This is a genomic window from Arthrobacter vasquezii (assembly GCF_029455255.1).
Classification (GTDB): Bacteria; Actinomycetota; Actinomycetes; order Actinomycetales; family Micrococcaceae; genus Arthrobacter_D; species Arthrobacter_D parietis.
This window is the reverse complement of record NZ_JAROKN010000060.1, coordinates 1-16,719: the sequence shown is the minus strand read 5'-3', so window position 1 is coordinate 16,719 and position 16,719 is coordinate 1. Positions and strand designations below refer to the sequence as shown.

19 protein-coding genes are annotated in these 16,719 nt (G+C 64.4%); 11 read left to right on the top strand and 8 right to left on the bottom strand.

What is annotated here, in order from left to right; all coding sequences use genetic code 11:
• Together P4U43_RS15255 and P4U43_RS15250 are read left to right on the top strand one after the other, a co-directional pair.
• The coding region (locus P4U43_RS15255; RefSeq protein ID WP_404800756.1) for a DUF3459 domain-containing protein at positions 1–394 on the top strand (394 nt) is incomplete at its 5' end.
• Positions 395–473: 79 nt separating this feature from the next.
• A complete protein-coding gene (locus tag P4U43_RS15250) occupies positions 474–1,457 on the top strand; it encodes a glycoside hydrolase family 43 protein (protein WP_277359502.1) in 984 nt (327 codons plus the stop codon).
• Here P4U43_RS15250 and P4U43_RS15245 read toward each other — a convergent pair.
• Positions 1,454–1,885: a helix-turn-helix domain-containing protein gene (locus P4U43_RS15245; protein WP_277359501.1), complete on the bottom strand. Its 432-nt coding sequence runs from the start codon at positions 1,883–1,885 to the stop codon at positions 1,454–1,456. The two genes, P4U43_RS15250 and P4U43_RS15245, sit on opposite strands and share 4 nt — an antisense overlap.
• Positions 1,885–2,097 carry a hypothetical protein gene (locus P4U43_RS15240; protein WP_277359500.1) on the bottom strand — a complete coding sequence of 71 codons (213 nt, stop codon included), beginning with the start codon at positions 2,095–2,097 and terminating at the stop codon, positions 1,885–1,887. Before P4U43_RS15240 ends, P4U43_RS15245 begins: the two co-directional genes overlap by 1 nt.
• A 174-nt stretch (positions 2,098–2,271) precedes the next feature.
• On the opposite strand from P4U43_RS15240, the gene P4U43_RS15235 reads away from it, so the two are divergent.
• The 4 genes from P4U43_RS15235 to P4U43_RS15220 are packed head-to-tail and all read left to right on the top strand — an operon-like array spanning position 2,272 to position 5,047.
• Positions 2,272–2,523, top strand: coding sequence for a type II toxin-antitoxin system Phd/YefM family antitoxin (locus tag P4U43_RS15235; protein WP_277359499.1), 252 nt, complete (start codon positions 2,272–2,274; stop codon positions 2,521–2,523).
• Positions 2,520–2,780 (top strand): Txe/YoeB family addiction module toxin, encoded by a 261-nt coding sequence (locus P4U43_RS15230; RefSeq protein ID WP_277359498.1) that lies wholly within the window; start codon positions 2,520–2,522, stop codon positions 2,778–2,780. Before P4U43_RS15235 ends, P4U43_RS15230 begins: the two co-directional genes overlap by 4 nt.
• A 51-nt stretch (positions 2,781–2,831) precedes the next feature.
• Positions 2,832–3,683: an SDR family NAD(P)-dependent oxidoreductase gene (locus P4U43_RS15225; protein WP_277359497.1), complete on the top strand. Its 852-nt coding sequence runs from the start codon at positions 2,832–2,834 to the stop codon at positions 3,681–3,683.
• The gene (locus tag P4U43_RS15220) at positions 3,680–5,047 is read left to right on the top strand and encodes an aldehyde dehydrogenase family protein (RefSeq protein ID WP_277359496.1); all 1,368 of its coding nucleotides are present in this window, start codon (positions 3,680–3,682) and stop codon (positions 5,045–5,047) included. The genes P4U43_RS15225 and P4U43_RS15220 overlap by 4 nt, the downstream gene beginning before the upstream one ends.
• Before the next feature lie 37 nt (positions 5,048–5,084).
• On the opposite strand, the gene P4U43_RS15215 is transcribed toward P4U43_RS15220, so the two are convergent.
• Together P4U43_RS15215 and P4U43_RS15210 are read right to left on the bottom strand one after the other, a co-directional pair.
• Positions 5,085–5,735, bottom strand: a complete 651-nt coding sequence (locus P4U43_RS15215; protein WP_277359495.1) for a TetR/AcrR family transcriptional regulator — start codon at positions 5,733–5,735, stop codon at positions 5,085–5,087.
• 38 nt (positions 5,736–5,773) lie between these two features.
• Entirely contained in the window at positions 5,774–7,762 is a 1,989-nt protein-coding gene (locus tag P4U43_RS15210) for a CocE/NonD family hydrolase (RefSeq protein ID WP_277359494.1), read from the bottom strand.
• A gap of 142 nt (positions 7,763–7,904) precedes the next feature.
• On the opposite strand from P4U43_RS15210, the gene P4U43_RS15205 reads away from it, so the two are divergent.
• Positions 7,905–9,596 (top strand): DUF885 domain-containing protein, encoded by a 1,692-nt coding sequence (locus tag P4U43_RS15205; protein WP_277359493.1) that lies wholly within the window; start codon positions 7,905–7,907, stop codon positions 9,594–9,596.
• A gap of 137 nt (positions 9,597–9,733) precedes the next feature.
• On the top strand, positions 9,734–10,177 hold the full coding sequence (locus tag P4U43_RS15200) for a hypothetical protein (protein ID WP_277359492.1): 444 nt from the start codon (positions 9,734–9,736) through the stop codon (positions 10,175–10,177).
• A 21-nt stretch (positions 10,178–10,198) separates the two neighbouring features.
• On the opposite strand, the gene P4U43_RS15195 is transcribed toward P4U43_RS15200, so the two are convergent.
• The 3 genes from P4U43_RS15195 to P4U43_RS15185 all read right to left on the bottom strand — a co-directional run bounded on the left by P4U43_RS15195 (position 10,199) and on the right by P4U43_RS15185 (position 12,375).
• A complete protein-coding gene (locus tag P4U43_RS15195) occupies positions 10,199–10,384 on the bottom strand; it encodes a PspC domain-containing protein (protein ID WP_277359491.1) in 186 nt (61 codons plus the stop codon).
• A gap of 180 nt (positions 10,385–10,564) precedes the next feature.
• On the bottom strand, positions 10,565–11,356 hold the full coding sequence (locus tag P4U43_RS15190; protein ID WP_277359490.1) for an SDR family NAD(P)-dependent oxidoreductase: 792 nt from the start codon (positions 11,354–11,356) through the stop codon (positions 10,565–10,567).
• A 20-nt stretch (positions 11,357–11,376) separates the two neighbouring features.
• Positions 11,377–12,375, bottom strand: coding sequence for an acetamidase/formamidase family protein (locus P4U43_RS15185; RefSeq protein WP_277359489.1), 999 nt, complete (start codon positions 12,373–12,375; stop codon positions 11,377–11,379).
• 159 nt (positions 12,376–12,534) lie between these two features.
• Between P4U43_RS15185 and P4U43_RS15180 the strand changes: the two genes are divergently transcribed.
• Both P4U43_RS15180 and P4U43_RS15175 read left to right on the top strand, forming a co-directional pair.
• Positions 12,535–13,410, top strand: coding sequence for a TPM domain-containing protein (locus tag P4U43_RS15180; RefSeq protein ID WP_277359488.1), 876 nt, complete (start codon positions 12,535–12,537; stop codon positions 13,408–13,410).
• 32 nt (positions 13,411–13,442) lie between these two features.
• On the top strand, positions 13,443–14,930 hold the full coding sequence (locus tag P4U43_RS15175; RefSeq protein WP_277359487.1) for an MFS transporter: 1,488 nt from the start codon (positions 13,443–13,445) through the stop codon (positions 14,928–14,930).
• Here P4U43_RS15175 and P4U43_RS15170 read toward each other — a convergent pair.
• Positions 14,920–16,350, bottom strand: coding sequence for an aminotransferase-like domain-containing protein (locus P4U43_RS15170; RefSeq protein ID WP_277359486.1), 1,431 nt, complete (start codon positions 16,348–16,350; stop codon positions 14,920–14,922). The two genes, P4U43_RS15175 and P4U43_RS15170, sit on opposite strands and share 11 nt — an antisense overlap.
• On the opposite strand from P4U43_RS15170, the gene P4U43_RS15165 reads away from it, so the two are divergent.
• Positions 16,349–16,719, top strand: a 371-nt coding sequence (locus P4U43_RS15165; protein WP_277359485.1) for an EamA family transporter, incomplete at its 3' end; no start/stop codon positions are given. The two genes, P4U43_RS15170 and P4U43_RS15165, sit on opposite strands and share 2 nt — an antisense overlap.

Genomic DNA, 16,719 nt, shown 5'->3' with positions numbered 1-16,719 from the left:
GCTGCCCTGGACGGTCGATTCGGGCGACACCTTCGGCTTCTCCTCCGCCGGCGCGTCGGCGCCCTGGTTGCCGACGCCGGTGGACTGGGGCGAGCGGTCCGTCGAGGCGAACCTGACCGACAGTGGATCCACCCTGCACCTCGTCACTACTGCCATCGAATTGCGGAAGCAGCTGCGCGAGAAAGAAATCCTCTCGGCCGACGACGGCGGCACCTGGCGGGTCGAAGACGGTGGCTTACTGATCTGCGAGCGCGGAGAGCAGTTTCTGCTTGCCGTCGCCATGGGGGAAGAGGCGTGCCGCCTTCCGGACGGAAACGTGGTGCTGGCCTCGTCACCCCTGACCGCGGAGGGGCTCCTCCCGCCCGACGCCGCGGCCTGGGTCCTCAGGGGCTAGTACCTCGCCTTCAGGATCGCTGCCCAACCCGTGAGCAGTTCCCGCGGCATACTGATCAGCGTCTGAAAGACTGTTCCGCGTGACTTCCCCTCGCCCCGCTTCCGCTGACCTAACCAACGACGACGCAGCCTCCCAGCACTGGCTCTTCGCCTACTTCACACCCGAGACGGAGGAGGACGGCGAGCAGGTCCGCTTCGCCGTGAATGCCGGCCCGAATGCCAAGAGGTGGACCGCCCTGAATGACGGCGCCCCGATCCTGACCAGCGACGTCGGCGAGCGCGGCGCCCGAGACCCGTTCATCTTCCGCGACCACACCCGCGACAAGTTCGTGGTCCTCGCCACCGATCTGCGGGTCGCAAGCGACGGCGACTGGGACCGTGCCGAGCACCGCGGCAGCAGGTCGATCCTCGTCTGGGAATCCGAAGACCTCATCACGTGGTCGGGCCCGCGGCTAGTCCCCATCGCACGGGAGGACGCCGGCAACGCCTGGGCGCCGAAAGCCTTCTGGTCCGACGAACGCAGCGCTTGGCTGGTGTTCTTCGCGTCATCCCTCCCGGCCGCCGGTGAACAAGGAAGCGACTACCAACGGATGTTCGTCACCGAGACGGCCGATTTCACCAGCTTCAGCGCACCCGTGCTGTACCTTGACTTGGGCAAGTCAGTCATCGACGTGACCTTCCTCCATGTGGGCGACTGGTGGTACCGCTTCTCCGCGACCTCCCGGCCAGCCGGCAACCCCGAGGAGGACGCTTTCGTCTTCATCGAACGCGGCCGCAGCCTGCTCGACCCGGACTTCGAAGCCTGGGTAGTAGCCGCCGGCAAAGGCGACATCAGGCAGGGCGAGGGTCCCGCCGTCGTCCTGCCTTCCAATGGCTCAGCCCCGCTGCTGCTGATCGACGAATTCGGCCTCAGCGGTTATCACCTGTTCGAAGCCGCTGACCCGGAGCTGCGCCATTGGAAGCACCTGCACGACGCCGTCCTGCCGCCGCTTGCGCGCCACGGATCGCTTCTTGCGATCACCCCAGACGAACACGCGCGGCTCTCGGGGCGACCGCGCGCCTAGCGGCGCTCGGCCAGTCTCCGCGCCCTGACCATCATCACTGCCGACGGCACCACTTTCCCGGTGAGATAGGTGGACAACCTCGAAGGCGACGTGCCGAGTTGCTGAGCGAACTCCGCCCGAGTCAGACCGCTGCGCGTCAAGTACGCGGCAAGGTCCTGCGTGACCTCCTGGCGCTCGGCATCCTCGGCGTCCCGCACTGAATGCCGGAGGATGCGCGAAAACAGCGCAGACATGGCTGGACTCTCCGTTGCGGCCAATACTTCTTTAAGTTCTGCTGCCGCTTTCCCGCGAGGGCTCGCCATGACGGCTTCAGCGATACGGTGCCAGTCCCGGATGTCGCCACGTTCGACCGCTGCGAGCAGACCCTCGAACCCCCACTGATCGACGGGTGCCTCGGGATCGATATTCAGATTGCGAAACTTCAGCATCACGCCTCCCCTCGAAGAACCATCTGTTCGGCGAGTGTCTGGCAGGTCTCCACCGTGGCGCCCCAATCCTGCCACCGACTCACCAAACCTTTGTAGGAGCCGAGCTGCTTAGTGGTCCGGGAATCCTTGGGTGAGGGCGCGGATAGTTGGCGAACCACCTGCGATCTCACCGCCGCACCGTCCCGGTTCTGGTCGGCGTAGTACTCGTCCATGCCGTTGAGAACCTCGGCTGCATGCTCAACCCCATCATTTCGGCAAGGGCCGCCACGTCAAGATAGTCCCTTGTCTGATTTCTGCGGGTACCGCTCGCATCAATCCCGACAGGCAGAGCTTTCTCGATCGGCGTAGTGGTACGCTTTCATGTACCACTTGGAAGGGGTCGACCAATGTCCGCAATCACCGCAACAGACGCTCGTCGCAACCTGTTTGGACTCATCCAGCAGGTGAATGAGGACCACGCTCCGGTCGAAGTCGTGTCTAAGCACGGTAACGCCGTCATCATGTCCAAAGACGATTACGACGCGATCACTGAAACTGCTTACCTGTTGCGGCATACGAAAGGTGCTGAGCGGCTGCTCGCCTCCCTGGAACGTGCCCGACGCGGGGAGTTCGAGACTCACGAACTCCACGACGCGTGAGCCGACAGCTCGCATTCGACCGGAACGGGTGGGAAGACTACACCTACTGGCAAGGCCAGGACAGAAAGACGCTGAAGCGAATCAATCTGCTGATTCAGGATGTCTTGCGCGACCCGTTCACCGGCACTGGCAAACCCGAGCCACTCAAGCACATCCTGTCCGGAGCCTGGTCCAGACGAATCGATGAGGCACATCGCCTGGTCTACCTCGTGACTGATACGTATATCGTCGTGTTGCAGGCCCGCGACCACTACTGATCCACAACCGCTGCACGCTGGCCCCCGGTCACCACGCGAGAGGAACCCGCCTTGGCATTCACCGTCCGCGGACGCACCGTCCTGATTACCGGCGCCGGAATGGGCATGGGAAAGCTCTATGCCGAACGCGCCGTGCGCGAAGGGGCAGCCGCCGTCGTGCTGTGGGATATTGACGAAACCGCCCTCCAGAACGTCGCGGCCGGCCTTGCCTCAAGTACGACGACGGTCCACACCAATGTGGTCGACGTCGCCTCCGTCGAATCCATCACCGCCGCTGCGGAGTCGGTCCTGAACGACGTCGGCGCCCCGGATGTCCTGATCAACAACGCCGGAATTGTCCGTGGCAAATACTTCTGGGACCACGACCACCACGCGGACATTGACCTCACGCTCCAGATCAACACCGGCGGCCTGATGCACGTCACCCGTGAGTTCCTGCCGGCAATGATGGAACGCGGAACACCCGCGCGAATCCTCAACGTAGCCTCCGCTTCCGGCACACTCTCGGTTCCCCGCATGAGCGTGTACGCGGCGTCGAAATGGGCGGTCATCGGCTGGAGCGACTCCCTTCGCCTCGAGCTGAAATCCACTCACCACCCCATTGCCGTCACCACACTCATCCCCAGCTACATCAAGACCGGCATGTTCGAGGGAGCCCGCGGACCGCTCCTAACCCCGCTCATGGAACCGGACTACGTGGTGGACAAAGCCTGGCGCGCAACACTGGCCGGAAAGGCACGCGTCCAGCTGCCGTGGACCGTGCAGCTCGCCGGCACCCTCCGTAACGTCCTGCCGCAACCAGCCTGGGACTTCGTCGCCGACCGGGTCTTCAAGGTCTACAGCTCAATGGACCACTTCACCGGCCGACCCACGCCCGCAATCACAAAGGACAACAGCCGATGAGCGGCGCCGCAATCCTGCAAGATCACAAACGCTACTTCCACACCGGCGCCACCCGCCCGGTCGAATGGCGCCGCGGACAGCTCCAGGCCCTCCTGCGTCTGCTCACCGAACGCGAAGACACACTCACCGACGCCCTCGAAAAGGACCTCGGAAAGAGCCGCACCGAGGCCTTCATCTCCGAGGTGGCGCTGGTCCGCGCGGAGACCGACTACGCACTGAAGCACCTTGACCGGTGGATGGCGCCCGCGAAGGTCAGCGTGCCGCTCGGCCTGCAACCGGCGAAGGCCTGGACCCAACCCCGGCCGCTGGGCACCGTGCTCATCATCGGCCCGTGGAACTACCCGCTGCAGCTGGTCCTGGCTCCGCTGGTCGGTGCGCTCGCGGCCGGCAACACAGCGGTCCTCAAACCCAGCGAACTGGCACTGGCCACCTCCAGCGTGCTCGCCGAACTCGTTCCCCAGTACCTTGACCGATCCGCCGTGACCGTCGTCGAAGGCGGCGTGGACGTGAGCACCGACCTCCTCGCCCAGCCCTTCGATCACATCTTCTACACCGGCGGCGAGCGCGTCGGCAAGATCGTCATGAAAGCGGCCGCCGAGCACCTCACCCCGGTGACGCTGGAGTTGGGAGGGAAGTCTCCCGCCGTCGTCGTCTGTGGTGATCTCAAGGCCGCCGCCCGCCGCATTGCCTACGGCAAGTTCATGAACGCCGCCCAGACGTGCGTGGCACCGGACTACATATTGACGACGCCGGCTGCCGCCCCTGCACTGGCGCTGGCACTTTCGGAGGCAGTCCGGGAGTTCTACGGCAGCGATCCGCAGACCTCCGGTGACTACGGGCGGATTCTCAACGACCACCACTTTGACCGGCTGGTGACGCTTCTGGGCGACGGGACGGTGGTCGCCGGAGGACGGCACGAGCGCTCCGATCGGTATATCGAACCGACCATCCTGCGCGACGTCGACCCCGCCTCACCCCTCATGCAGGAGGAAATCTTCGGCCCGCTGCTGCCCATCCTCGAAGTGGAAGACCTCGACGACGCGATCCGCTTCATCGGCGAGCGCCCACACCCGCTGGCGGCCTACCTGTTCAGCGACCGGGAGGAGCACCTCGACGTTTTCACAGAGCAGGTGCAGGCCGGCGGCATCGCGCACAACGTCTGCACCATCCAACTTGCGGTGCCCGGGCTGCCCTTCGGCGGTGTGGGCGCGAGCGGGACCGGCAGCTACCACGGCCGCCAGTCCTTCGACACGTTCAGCCACCTGCAGCCGGTCTTTTCCAAGCCGACGGCGGTGGATACCCTCAGGCTCGCCTACCCGCCGTTCGGTGCGCTCAAACGGAAGCTGCTGCGCAGGCTGCTCTGAGGAAACCGTCCCGGCTTGCTGAGACGGCTCCACCGCTTCACGTGATCTGAAGCTCGCGCTTCACGAACGCGGTCAGCAGTTCCCGTGCCCGGTTCACTGATATGGATGTCCGGCGCGAATAGCACTGGACGACGAGACCATCCACCATGGCTGCCGTCGTTGCTGCGAAAACCGCGGGGTCCTCGCAGGAGAAAGCGCCTTCGGCGACCCCGCGCTCGGCAATTCCCTGCAGTGCAGCCCGCCACGCGTCATAGTGCTCGTTCATCCAGCTGCCGTAGCTGTCATCGCGGGCAGCCGCAGCCCAGAAGTCCAGCCAGATGAGCCAGTGGCGCCGTGTCTCCTCATCGGATCCGAACAGCCCGTCAAGGAAGAACAGCAGTTCCCTGCCCGGATCCTCCGAACCTTGTGCGGCCTCCCGCAGCGGGAGGTAAAAGCTTGCCGTCTCGGCCTTGACCACCTCCATCAACACCTCGTCAAGGCCCTTGAAGTGATAGGTGATGGTGCCGGGGGAAACGCCGCATGCCTGGGAGATATCCCGGATTCCCACGTTGAACAGGCCCTTGTCAGCGATCACGTCACGGGCGGCATCGATCACCAGCTGCCGCCTCACCTCGGTGGGGTGGCGCTGACGTTCACCGACTGTCTTGGCCCGTGGCCGGCCGGCAGGTTCCTGCGTGCTCAGTGCCATCACTCGTGCTCGCTTCCTTGCCACGCGGACGTCCGAAGTTACGCGGACGTCCGCGCGATCTGCTTGTCGAAAGTTTTCTCGAAAAACACTTCGTCACCCTTATAGGTGGTGACCGAATGGCGCAGCACATAGTGTTCCGCAGTTGCGGTCACCGTAGCGCTGGTCTCAATCCGAACGGACCAATCCTCGCGCTTCATGCTGATCTTCCATCGTGATTCGGCAGAGGCTGACAGTGGATCGGCTTCCTCGATCCGGTAGATCTCCACTGCTTCCTCCCCGTAGTGCAGCCCGTCGGGGTAGATCCGGTTGCCGCCGAAGTTCGGATCCACGGTCAGTGTCCAGGAGCCCGTCGCGGGCTCATAACGGACTTCACGTTCCGGACGCGGTTCAAGAACCGGTCCGGGCTTGATGTCCAGAGGTGCTGACTGTTCGGCCTCCTCGAAGGAGACTCCACCTGCAGCGATGACCGCCGGATCCAGTACGTCCAGGCTCAGTTCGGAGCCTGAAGCATCGATAGTCAGGGCGCCCTGCTCCCCATGCGGCCAGATCCACGGCCAGTAGGTGTTCGAGAGCGCCAGCCGCAGCTTGTGCCCTGCCGGCAGTTGCCACGAGATTGCCCGCAGTTCAATCTCGGCCTCTACGAACTCGCCCGGAACGACGTCCTCCGCGTGGTCCATTCCGTTGCGTTTGCACAGGTTGATTGCTCCCCGGGTGATCAGGGTGCTGGAACCATCCGGTGCCACATCGCACAATCTCGCGAACAGATTGCTCCGCCGCGCGGTACTGCTCACGCGCAGGCGCAACCTGGGGAAACCAAGAATGTTCAGGTTTTCCGTCAGCTCGGGGGTTTCGAACACGACGGAACGCCCGTCCTCGGACCGCTGATCCGGAGGCAGGTCCGAAAGGTTCCCGTAGGGAAACCACCGCGCGGCGTCAATGCCGGTGTGCTGCGGAGTAGCCACAACGGCCAGCTGCGCGGCATTGGTCGCAGTGCTGCGCAGGTCACCGGCCAGGTTGAACGTTGCCGTGTCCACGCTTTTGGACGGCCAGGACTCAAGCCCCACCCAGGTACCGGTACGCACCGGGTAGTGGGTGGCCGGACGTACGGAATCCTGGTGGAGTGCTCGCAGCGCGGGCTCGGCCATGATGCCGGTATCGATCCCCTTGAGCCAGTAGTCCCACCAGCGCAGGGTCTCCTGGAGGAAGCCGATGTTGGGGCCGGGGGTCCGTGCGATGTCGGGGTATTGGTGGGACCACGGGCCGATCAGGCCCTGCACCGGCCCGTCCGAGCCCGCAACCAGGCGCAGCACAGCGCTCCGGTAGGGATCTGCCCAGCCTCCGACAGCCATGACAGCAGCCGTGACCCTGGAATAGTCCTCGCAGACAGAGCCGCGACGCCAGTACTCGTCACGCTCTTGATGGCCCATCCAGGTTTCCGCGAACGGCTGAAGACCCTCCAGCCGTTCCTTCCACATGCTTTCCCACTGGTCGCCCACCCGCCAGGGTGCCGGTGGCCGGCACTGGAAGGCCAGCATGGTTCCGGCCCAGGAGAGCATGTCGATTCCCAGCATGGCGCCGCCGAAGTAGTGAACATCATCGGCATAGCGGTCATCAGTGGAACAGACGGTGACAACGGCTTTGAGTGCCTCGGGTTGTTCGGCGGCGATCTGCAGACTGTTGAAGCCGCCCCACGAGATACCGAACATTCCCACCTTGCCCGTGCACCAGGGCTGCGCCGCCAGCCACTCGATAACCTCCACGCCGTCGGCTTGTTCCTGCGGGTGGTACTCATCAAGCATGATGCCCTCGGAGTCACCGCACCCGCGGATGTCCACACGGACGGAAGCGTACCCATGACCGGCGTACCAGGGGTGGCGCTGGGCATCGCGCGGCGCTGTCCAGTCGCCGCGGCGATACGGCAGGTACTCCAATAGAGCGGGAACCGGATTACTGATGGCGTCCTCCGGCAACCAGACAGTGGCCGCCAGCCGGGTGCCGTCGTTGAGCGGGATCAGGACGTCCTCCATAACAGCGACGCTATGGGGGAAAACTGTTCGGATCTGCAAGGGAACCTTTCCTGGAACGCCTACAAGGAGCACAGTTGATAGCTGAAACAATATAATTATCGTACTGTACAAATAAGTGCTGGAACTCGGCTACTGTGAGGTCATGACCGATGCCCTGGCCCCCGTTCGCCGCGCCCGGACCGCTATTGACGACGTCGCGGACGCCTTCTTCCTGAGGCTGCTGGGGCTCAAGCCGGAGCTGGCTACTTCCCTCGGAACCCCCGGCTACGGGAGCGGGTTCTTCGACTACTCCCCCGCCGGCCAACAGGCCTACGCCCAAGCCATCCAGGAAACACTTGCCAAGCTGGATGGTTTCAACCCAGTTGACGACGTCGATATGGTCACCCTGGACACGATGCGTGAGCGGTTGGGGCTGGAACTGGAATTCCTCGCCACAGGCATCACCGAGCTGAACAACATCGAGTGCCCTTCCCAGCTGATCCGGAACGTCTTTGACCTGATGCCCACGGGATCGGCTGACGATTGGGAGAATATTGCCGGAAGACTCGAAAACGTCAGCAGCGCGTTGGAGGGTTACATCGCCTCACTGCGTGCAAGCCGCATTGAAGGGCACGTCGCAGCTGCCCGGCAGGTCCGTGCTGTCGTCTGGCAAGCGCGTGAGCACGCCAAGGACAACGGTTACTTCATGTCCCTGGCAGCCGGGGCGCAGGTCAACGGCAACGAACTCGACACCGGGACCCGCAGCCGGCTCGAACGGGGCGCATCAGGCGCCGCAGCAGCCTATGCGGGCTTCGCGAACTTCCTCGAAACCGAACTGCTACCGGCAGCGCCCGGAAAGGACGCCGTCGGGCGCGCCTACTACGAGCTGTGCTCACGGCGCTTCCTGGGCACCGCCGTCGACCTCGACGAAACCTACGCGTGGGCAGTGGCTGAGCTGGACCGGCTGATTGCCGAACAGGTGGAGGTGGCCGGCCGGATCAAGCCCGGCGCCACCATTGAAGAGGCCAAAGCGATCCTGAACGCGGATCCCTCCCGCCAGCTCAAGGGCTCCGCTGCCCTCAGGGACTGGATGCAAGCCACAGCGGACCAGGCTTTGTCAGACCTCGCCGGAGTGCACTTCGATATTCCGGCACCCATGAACTGTCTTGAGTGCATGATCGCGCCCACTCAGGAGGGCGTGATCTATTACTCGGTGCCCTCCGATGACTTCAGCCGCCCGGGGCGCATGTGGTGGTCCATCCCGCCCGGTGAAGACGAGTTCACCACCTGGGCCGAAACCAGCACCGTGTACCACGAGGGTGTGCCGGGGCATCATCTGCAGTACGGAACGGCGACCTACCAGAAGGAATTGCTGAACAACTGGCGCCGCCACGCCTGCTGGGTCTCCGGCCACGGTGAAGGCTGGGCGCTCTATGCCGAACGGCTGATGCTGGAGCTGGGCTACCTCACTGATCCTGGTGACCAGATGGGGATGCTGGACATGCAGCGGATGCGCGCGGCACGGGTGGTCTTCGATATTGGGGTGCACCTCGAGCTGGAAGTCCCCGAGCAGTGGGGCAGCGGAACCTGGACGCCGGAGAAAGGATACGAGTTCCTCACCCGGCACCTCGATATTTCCGAGGGTGCCCTCGAGTTCGAGTTCACCCGCTACCTCGGGTGGCCGGGCCAGGCTTCCTCGTACAAAGTCGGTCAGCGGCTGTGGGAGGAGATCCGCGCCACCCGCGAGCGGACCGACGGCGAGGCCTTCAACCTGAAAGCGTTCCACACCGAAGCACTGAACCTGGGATCGGTGGGGCTGGATACCCTGCGCCGGGCCTTACTTCCTGGGTTCTAGCGGTGATCTACCAGCGGAAGATCCAGCCATAATGGTGCTGTATCTGCCCATCAAGGGGGCGGATGCCTCAACCATCCCACTTGCGCCAGTCGCACTCTGAATAACCGGATGTGCTTGCCACTACGTAAGGAACTCCCATGATCCGCAGCAAAGTAGAACATCGTCCCGCCAGCCGACCAGGCAAACTCGCAGCGGCTCTGCTGGTGGTTGTCGGCTGCTTCCAGACACTCTTGGCTGCGGGCGCGCCGTGGGGCAGAGCAGCATACGGAGGTGCCCATTCGGGCGTCCTGCCGCAAAATCTCCGCATCAGCAGCGCCGTCGCTGCTGCGATCTATACGGGACTGGCAGGCGTCGCGGGAACACGCCTGGCACCTACATCGATCCGCTCCCGGTTCATGTACGGCACGAGTGCCCTAATGGCGGTGGGAACCATACTGAACGCGGCCTCGCCTTCACGGGTAGAGCGCGCCATCTGGACGCCGGTGACCATCCTGCTGGCGATCAACCTCTGGCGCGCAGCCAAATTGGATGCCACGGCCATGCGCGCAACCGACAGCGGCCAGCGTGCCTCTCAAGTGTGAACCGCTAAGCGGCAACCGTAATCAGCGGTCGGACTTGGGCAGCACAATCCACAGAATGATGTAGACCAGCTCGCCGATGCCCACCAGCCCAAAGATAATGAATCCGAGCCGGACCAACCACTTGGGCAGACCGAAACCGGATGCGAGAGCCGCGCAGACTCCTGCGATGAGTTTGCCGTTACGGGGACGTGTCAGTGTGCCAGCCATGCGGGCGACTCTACGCCGCTCATGGTCCGGAGGAAACCCTGGGGCGTTGCCCGGTGTAGCGGACCGGATTCCCCAACTACTAGCTCCCATCCCGCGTGTCGCCGTTCAACACGCGGATGAAACGCAGCTTTCCCGGCAAGAGTTGGGGAATCCGGCCCGGCACCCAACGGTCCAAACGCCCTAGAACTGGATCCCGCGGCTCAGTCCACCGTCCACAAGCACGTTGGCGCCCGTGGTCCGGCTCGACTTCGGGCTGGCGATGAATACCACCGTGTCCGCGATCTCCTGCGGCGTGCCCATCCGGTGGGTGGGGTTCAGGCCCATCGCCATGCTGAACAGTTCGGGGTTGCCCTGCTCGATCTGCTCCCAGACACCGCCGGGATGATAGGTGTTCCCGGGTGAGACTGTGTTGGCGCGGATGCCCTGTTCGGCAAGCTGGAAGGCAAGGCCGGCCATGTACGCGATGATCGCCGACTTCACTGTGCCATAAGGTCCTGAGGCGAAATCCACCTCCCTGCCGGAGACGCTCGAGATGGCGGTAATTGACGGCGACTTGCTCTGCTCAAGGTGCGGCAGCGCTGCCTTGACCAGCCGGACGGTGCCCATGAGATCGACGTTGAGGGAGGCTTCCCAGTTTTCCTCGGTATCGGGGATCGCCAGTGCGCTGACATTGCTGATCACCATGTCGATGCCTCCGAACCTGGTCGCCGTATCGCTCACCCAGCGCGCCACTGCGCCGCCATCACCGACGTCGACGGCGGTGCCCACCACAGTGTCCAAGCCAGACCCAGCGCCTAAGCCGCCCCCAAGATCCCTGCCCACCGCGTCCCGGGTGGCTTCGACGTCGGCAGCGGTCCTGGCGCAGAACGCGACATTGGCCCCCTCCGCCGCGAACGTCTCCACAATCGCGCGGCCGATTCCCTTCGTTCCTCCGGTCACAAGGGCGGTCAGCCCGTTGAGCTGCAGATCCATCTGTAGTCCTTCCTCGGTGCCTAGATTCCGGCGCTACGGTTCCGCAGGTCGGTGTGGACGCCGTCGTAGGCGCTGGCTGTCGGGAACAGCGACTTGGCAGCCTTCACAACCACGCTGTAGTTGGCGTCCACGGCGTTGGCGATCGGTGCCTGCGCCGTCTGGGTGAGGAGCTGATAGGCGTCCATGGCGTGCAGCCCGAAGAGTTCGACGAACCAGCGCACCATTTCGAGCTGGCCGATCCGCCAGGAATCCTCCATCGGACGGGACGAGCCGACTGCCATCCAGTGGCTATCCGTCTCGATGCGCGGCCAGGCCGGGGCCCCGCCCTTGATCAGCTCCACGATGATCGTGGAGTCCATGGCGCCCTCGACGGCGGTGCCGCACGCCTCGCCCTCACCCTGCCGGTAGTGGCCGTCGCCGATCGAGAAGAGCGCTCCCTCGACGTTTACTCCGAGGTAGATGGTTGAGCCCGCCTTGACCTCCGGCGAATCCATGTTCCCGCCAAACCGCTCGGGGACCAGGGAGGAACGCACTTCTCCTCCGGGCGGGGCAACGCCAACCGTGCCGAGCATCGGCTCCAACGGCAATTGAACCTGGAAATCGCCGAACCGGGATTCGAACCCGACCGTATTGCGCTGGGAGTCGACGTGGTAGATCCAGGTGGTGTCGGGCAATGGATCCTGCAGGAGGGCGGTGCGGTCGGTGCTGGTCAGGCCTCCGAAGAACGGGATGGTGGCGGAAGCGCCCCAGGTCCTGGCCGGCGTCAGGTCGACGATGTGGAGGACGAGTGTGTCTCCCGGTTCAGCACCCTGAACATAGAAGGGCCCGGTCTGCGGATTGACGAAGCGCAGGTCCACCTTCTCGCTGGACAGATCCTCGACAGAGGTGAGCGCGTGGTTGAAGGCGTCCTCCGACCAGAGCTTGAGGACCGTTCCCGGCTTCACCGTCATGACAGGGGGAGCACCGCCGAAGGTATAGACGAGCTGGTCACGCGACGGCCTATACTCGACGATCTCCATGACTGGATGCTATGTCGGGGCCCTCGGGCCTACAAGGGTTTGGCGGAACTGGGCGCGGAACGCCCGAAATCATCCCTTTGACGGTCGAATGTGAACTCGATGTGTTGAGACCATGGAACGCATCCAGTGCACAGGTGGAACATGCAACAGGGGGAATTCGTGAGGGGCACTCGAACACAAGGTATTGGCGCAGCGGCGGCAGCAACGCTATTGCTTGTTCTGACCGGCTGCGGCAGCGAATCCGCAACAGCGCCGGCACCGCCAACCCAGGGCAACGTCCTGGACGCCGCCGAGGTGCTCACCGACCAGCAGGAGCAGGAGCTCAACGCGCTGATCGAGGATCGAAACCGCAGCACCGACGCCGCGCGGGTCGCCGTCCTGACCGTCGAGAACGCCAGCGGGCCCATCGAGGACTATGCGCGCATTGTCGCCACCGAGTGGGAAGTAGGAGACGACGGCGCCAACAACGGAGTGCTCATTGTCGCCGACACCGCAGAACGGGAACTCCGCGTCGAAACAGCCGACGGCGTACGGGAACAGTTCTCCGACGACGAGGCGGAAGACGTGGTCGAGGATGTCCTCGAACCTGCCTTCGCCGACGAGGAGTACGCGCAGGGCCTCACCGAGGCCGTCGAGCAGATCTACCTGTACGCAGACGGGCAGGAGCCGCCCAGCGATCCCTTCGCCTGGGTTCTGCCAGCCTCAATCGTCGGCGCTATGGTGGCCTTTTTCGGCATTGTGGTGGCTGTCATCGTGCGGGACAGCCGCCGTCGTCGTCGTCTTGCTGACGAGGAAATCCGCGCCGCGGAGGAAGCCGATCCGGACCTGCACCTCACCGACGAGCAGCGTGAGGCCTACCGTAAGTACCGGTACAACCATCGCAAGGACGACGCCGTCACGAACCCCGCCCTCTGGCTGCCCCTGTACATCGCCAACCCTGCGCTCTACTCAGGCGGAAGCAGTGGAACCACCTCGGGTTCCTCCTTCAACGGCGGCGGCGGCTTTACCGGCGGCGGAGCCTCCGGAAGCTACTAGCCGAGTCAGTCGCTGCGAGTAAACTGGGGCGCATGACCGGGCAGGATCCGGCCCCGGAACGGGCCGCTGCGGTTACCCAGAACGACGACGCGACGGACAGCCGCGATGTCACGGACAGCGACGCCGTCGACACCTCGCTACGCAGTCCGGAGGAACGGTCCCGTACGTTTTGGGGCATCCTCCTCAACACCGGCGTTGCGAACATCACCACCAGTTACCTCTGGTTTGCCCTGACATTCTGGGCCTACCTGGAGACGCGAAACGTGATCGCCACCGGGGTGATCGGCGGTGCCTACATGCTGTTGATCGCGCTCTCGAGCATCAGCTTCGGCACGTTTGTGGACCGCTACCGCAAGCTCTCGGTGATGCGGTTCGCCGGAGCTTTCACCCTGGGCATGTTCCTGCTGGCCGGCGTCATGTTCCTCTACACGCCCGGGTCCAGCCTGCTGGATCTGACGCAGCCCTGGTTCTGGGTCTTCACGCTGATCATCCTGATCGGCGCGGTTGTGGAGAATCTGCGCAACATCGCCCTGTCCACGACCGTCACCATCCTCATTGAGCCGGACCGCCGGGCCAACGCCAACGGCCTGGTGGGGATGGTGCAGGGGTTGATGTTCATCATCACGTCCGTTCTCTCCGGTTTGTCGGTCGGGCTGCTCGGGATGGGCTGGACGATCGTCGTCGCCCTGGTGCTGACAGCGCTTGCCTATGCGCACCTGCTCACCCTGCGCATGCCCGAAGAAGTGCGCGCCGCCGCCACGGATGCCCATGGGAGCTTTGACCTGCGCGGCTCCTGGGCCGCCGTTCTGGCGATCACCGGTTTGTTCGCGCTGATCCTGTTCTCCACGTTCAACAACTTTGTGGGCGGCGTCTATATGGCGTTGATGGACCCGTACGGCCTGGAACTGTTTCCCGTGGAGCTGTGGGGAATGTACTTTGCACTCGGTTCGACCGGGTTCCTCGTCGGCGGCGCCCTGATCGGCAAGTTCGGGCTTGGTTCCAATCCGCTGCGAACCATGCTCATCGCCGTCGTCATCATGGGAATCATCGGCGCGGTCTTCACCATCCGCGAGTGGGCCTGGCTCTACATCGCCGGTATCTGGCTCTATCTGGTGCTCATCCCGTTCATCGAGGCTGCAGAGCAGACGGTCATCCAACGGGTGGTGCCGCTGCCGCGTCAGGGGCGCGTCTTCGGACTCGCCATGGCATTCGAGGCGGGGGCTGCCCCGATCACTGCGTTCCTCATCGCGCCCATCGCCGAAATCTGGATCATCCCCTACGCCCGTTCTACGGAGGGCGCTGCGCAACTGGCACCACTGCTGGGAGAGGGCACCTCACGCGGAATAGCGCTGGTGTTCCTGATCGCCGGAATCGTCATCATCGCCGCGGCACTGCTGGCTTTCCTGACGCCGGTCTACCGGCGCGTCTCGGCATCCTATGCGCAGGCCGCGGCCGAGACGACGTCGCCACAGACACCCGGAACGACGGCAACGCAGACCCCTGCGGCGCCTACACCGTAACGGCGCCCTCCAGTGTCTGGCCCTCGAGGATTCCGCCGAGAATCCGAGCGCCTTCGGGGAAGGCACTGGGGTTGGGCCCCGCGTAGTTCAGCCGGATGAAGGGGCCCACCGGTTCCGCCGGGAACCATTCATTCCCGGCAGCAATAACGACGCCGTTGGCCTCACAGTCGCGAGCCAACTGTTCGACGTCGGTACCGTCAGGCAGGCGTGCCCACAGGTTCAGCCCGCCCTTGGGCACGTGGTCGATATGCGCGGAGGGCGCGTGCCGGCGCAGGCTGGTGAGCAACAGATCACGGCGGGATTGGAGTTGGTGGCGGAGCCCGCGGAGGTGGGTCTGCCACGCCGGTTGGGTGACGACATCCAGCGCCGCAGCCTGGAGCAGGCCACTGACATACATTGATTCCGCCCCTTGGTCAGCGAGAATCCGTTCACGTGCCGGACCTCGAGCAATGACGGCAGCAACCCGGATGGACGGGGAAACGCTCTTGGTCAGCGAGCGCAGGTAGACCACGTGGCCGGAGTCGTCCTGCGCCGCGACGGGAGCCGGACTGGTGTTGATCCCGAAGTCGTGGGCCCAGTCATCCTCCACAAGGAAGGCGCCGTGCGCGCGGACGATGTCCAGCACCTGCTCGCGGCGCTCGGCGTCCCACTGGGCACCCGTGGGGTTGGCGTAGTTGGGCTGGGCGTAGAACAGGCGGGCACCGGTCTCCTCGAAGGCCCGCGCCAGCGCTTCGGGATCCGGTCCGTCAGCGCCCGTCGGAACCGGGATGATGGTGGCACCGGCCTGCGTTGCGGCCAGAATGGCGCCCCAATAGGTGGGTGACTCCATCAGAACGGGCTGCCCGCTGCCGGCCAACGCGCGGAAGATGGCGCTGAGTCCACTCTGACTGCCTGGCAACACCAGAACGTCACTCGGCGTCGGTGGAGTGATACTCGCCGGCGTTGCGGCGCGCAGTTCCTGCGCGAACCAGGATCGCAGTTCGGGAAGCCCGGCGGCGGGTGGACGGGACAGTGCTGCGTCGCTGCGCGATGCCCTCGCCAAGGCTGCCCGGACCGCACGGACCGGCAATAGTTCAGAATCCGGATAGCCGGAGTGAAAGGCGATCGTGTCGTTCGGCGTGTCCCGCAGGGTAGTCGGCAGGCCATGCCGGGGCGCCTTGGGGGATCGCAACGCGGCGGTCTGCCAGCCATAGTCAGCGGGCCTGGCGGTTCGGACTGACCGCACAAACGTTCCCGATCCGGGACGACTCTCCACCAGCCCTCGGGCAGTCAGTAGCTGCAAGGCTTTCTGCACCGTTACCGGGCTCACCTTATGCTCGGCGACAAGCGCCCGGGTGGACGGCAGCCGCGACCCTGGAGCCGCCCCGGAAATCCAGTCATTCAGTGACGCAGCAATACGGGAACTGCTATCGTTGTTCATGTACAGCAATAGTAGCGCTACTCTCGTGCGAACTGAACCGCTATCCCATCGACCAGCCGGAACCTGGTGGGGGCTTCTCGGCGTAGCGGCGTTTTCCTTCACCGTTCCGTTCACCAAGGTGGCCGTGGAGGGGATGTCGCCGCTGTTCATCGGTTCCGGCCGAGCGGTGCTGGCCGCGCTTCTCGCAGCCCTTGCGCTGGGCATCATGCGGCAGCGGCTCCCCTGCGGTATCCAGTGGGCGCGGCTCGCCATCATCGCTGGTGGCGTCGTAGTGGGCTTCCCCGTCCTGACCTCCTACGCACTCACCGCTGTGCCGGCGAGTCATGCCGCCGTCGTCACCGCCCTGCTGCCGGCGGCGACTGCGACGGC

Coding starts and splice junctions, on each gene's coding strand:
- P4U43_RS15245 (WP_277359501.1), bottom strand. CDS start 1,885: ATGCTGAAGTTTCGCAATCTGAATATCGATCCCGAGGCACCCGTCGAT.
- P4U43_RS15240 (WP_277359500.1), bottom strand. CDS start 2,097: ATGGACGAGTACTACGCCGACCAGAACCGGGACGGTGCGGCGGTGAGA.
- P4U43_RS15235 (WP_277359499.1), top strand. CDS start 2,272: ATGTCCGCAATCACCGCAACAGACGCTCGTCGCAACCTGTTTGGACTC.
- P4U43_RS15220 (WP_277359496.1), top strand. CDS start 3,680: ATGAGCGGCGCCGCAATCCTGCAAGATCACAAACGCTACTTCCACACC.
- P4U43_RS15215 (WP_277359495.1), bottom strand. CDS start 5,735: ATGGCACTGAGCACGCAGGAACCTGCCGGCCGGCCACGGGCCAAGACA.
- P4U43_RS15210 (WP_277359494.1), bottom strand. CDS start 7,762: ATGGAGGACGTCCTGATCCCGCTCAACGACGGCACCCGGCTGGCGGCC.
- P4U43_RS15205 (WP_277359493.1), top strand. CDS start 7,905: ATGACCGATGCCCTGGCCCCCGTTCGCCGCGCCCGGACCGCTATTGAC.
- P4U43_RS15200 (WP_277359492.1), top strand. CDS start 9,734: ATGATCCGCAGCAAAGTAGAACATCGTCCCGCCAGCCGACCAGGCAAA.
- P4U43_RS15195 (WP_277359491.1), bottom strand. CDS start 10,384: ATGGCTGGCACACTGACACGTCCCCGTAACGGCAAACTCATCGCAGGA.
- P4U43_RS15190 (WP_277359490.1), bottom strand. CDS start 11,356: ATGGATCTGCAGCTCAACGGGCTGACCGCCCTTGTGACCGGAGGAACG.
- P4U43_RS15185 (WP_277359489.1), bottom strand. CDS start 12,375: ATGGAGATCGTCGAGTATAGGCCGTCGCGTGACCAGCTCGTCTATACC.
- P4U43_RS15175 (WP_277359487.1), top strand. CDS start 13,443: ATGACCGGGCAGGATCCGGCCCCGGAACGGGCCGCTGCGGTTACCCAG.
- P4U43_RS15170 (WP_277359486.1), bottom strand. CDS start 16,350: ATGAACAACGATAGCAGTTCCCGTATTGCTGCGTCACTGAATGACTGG.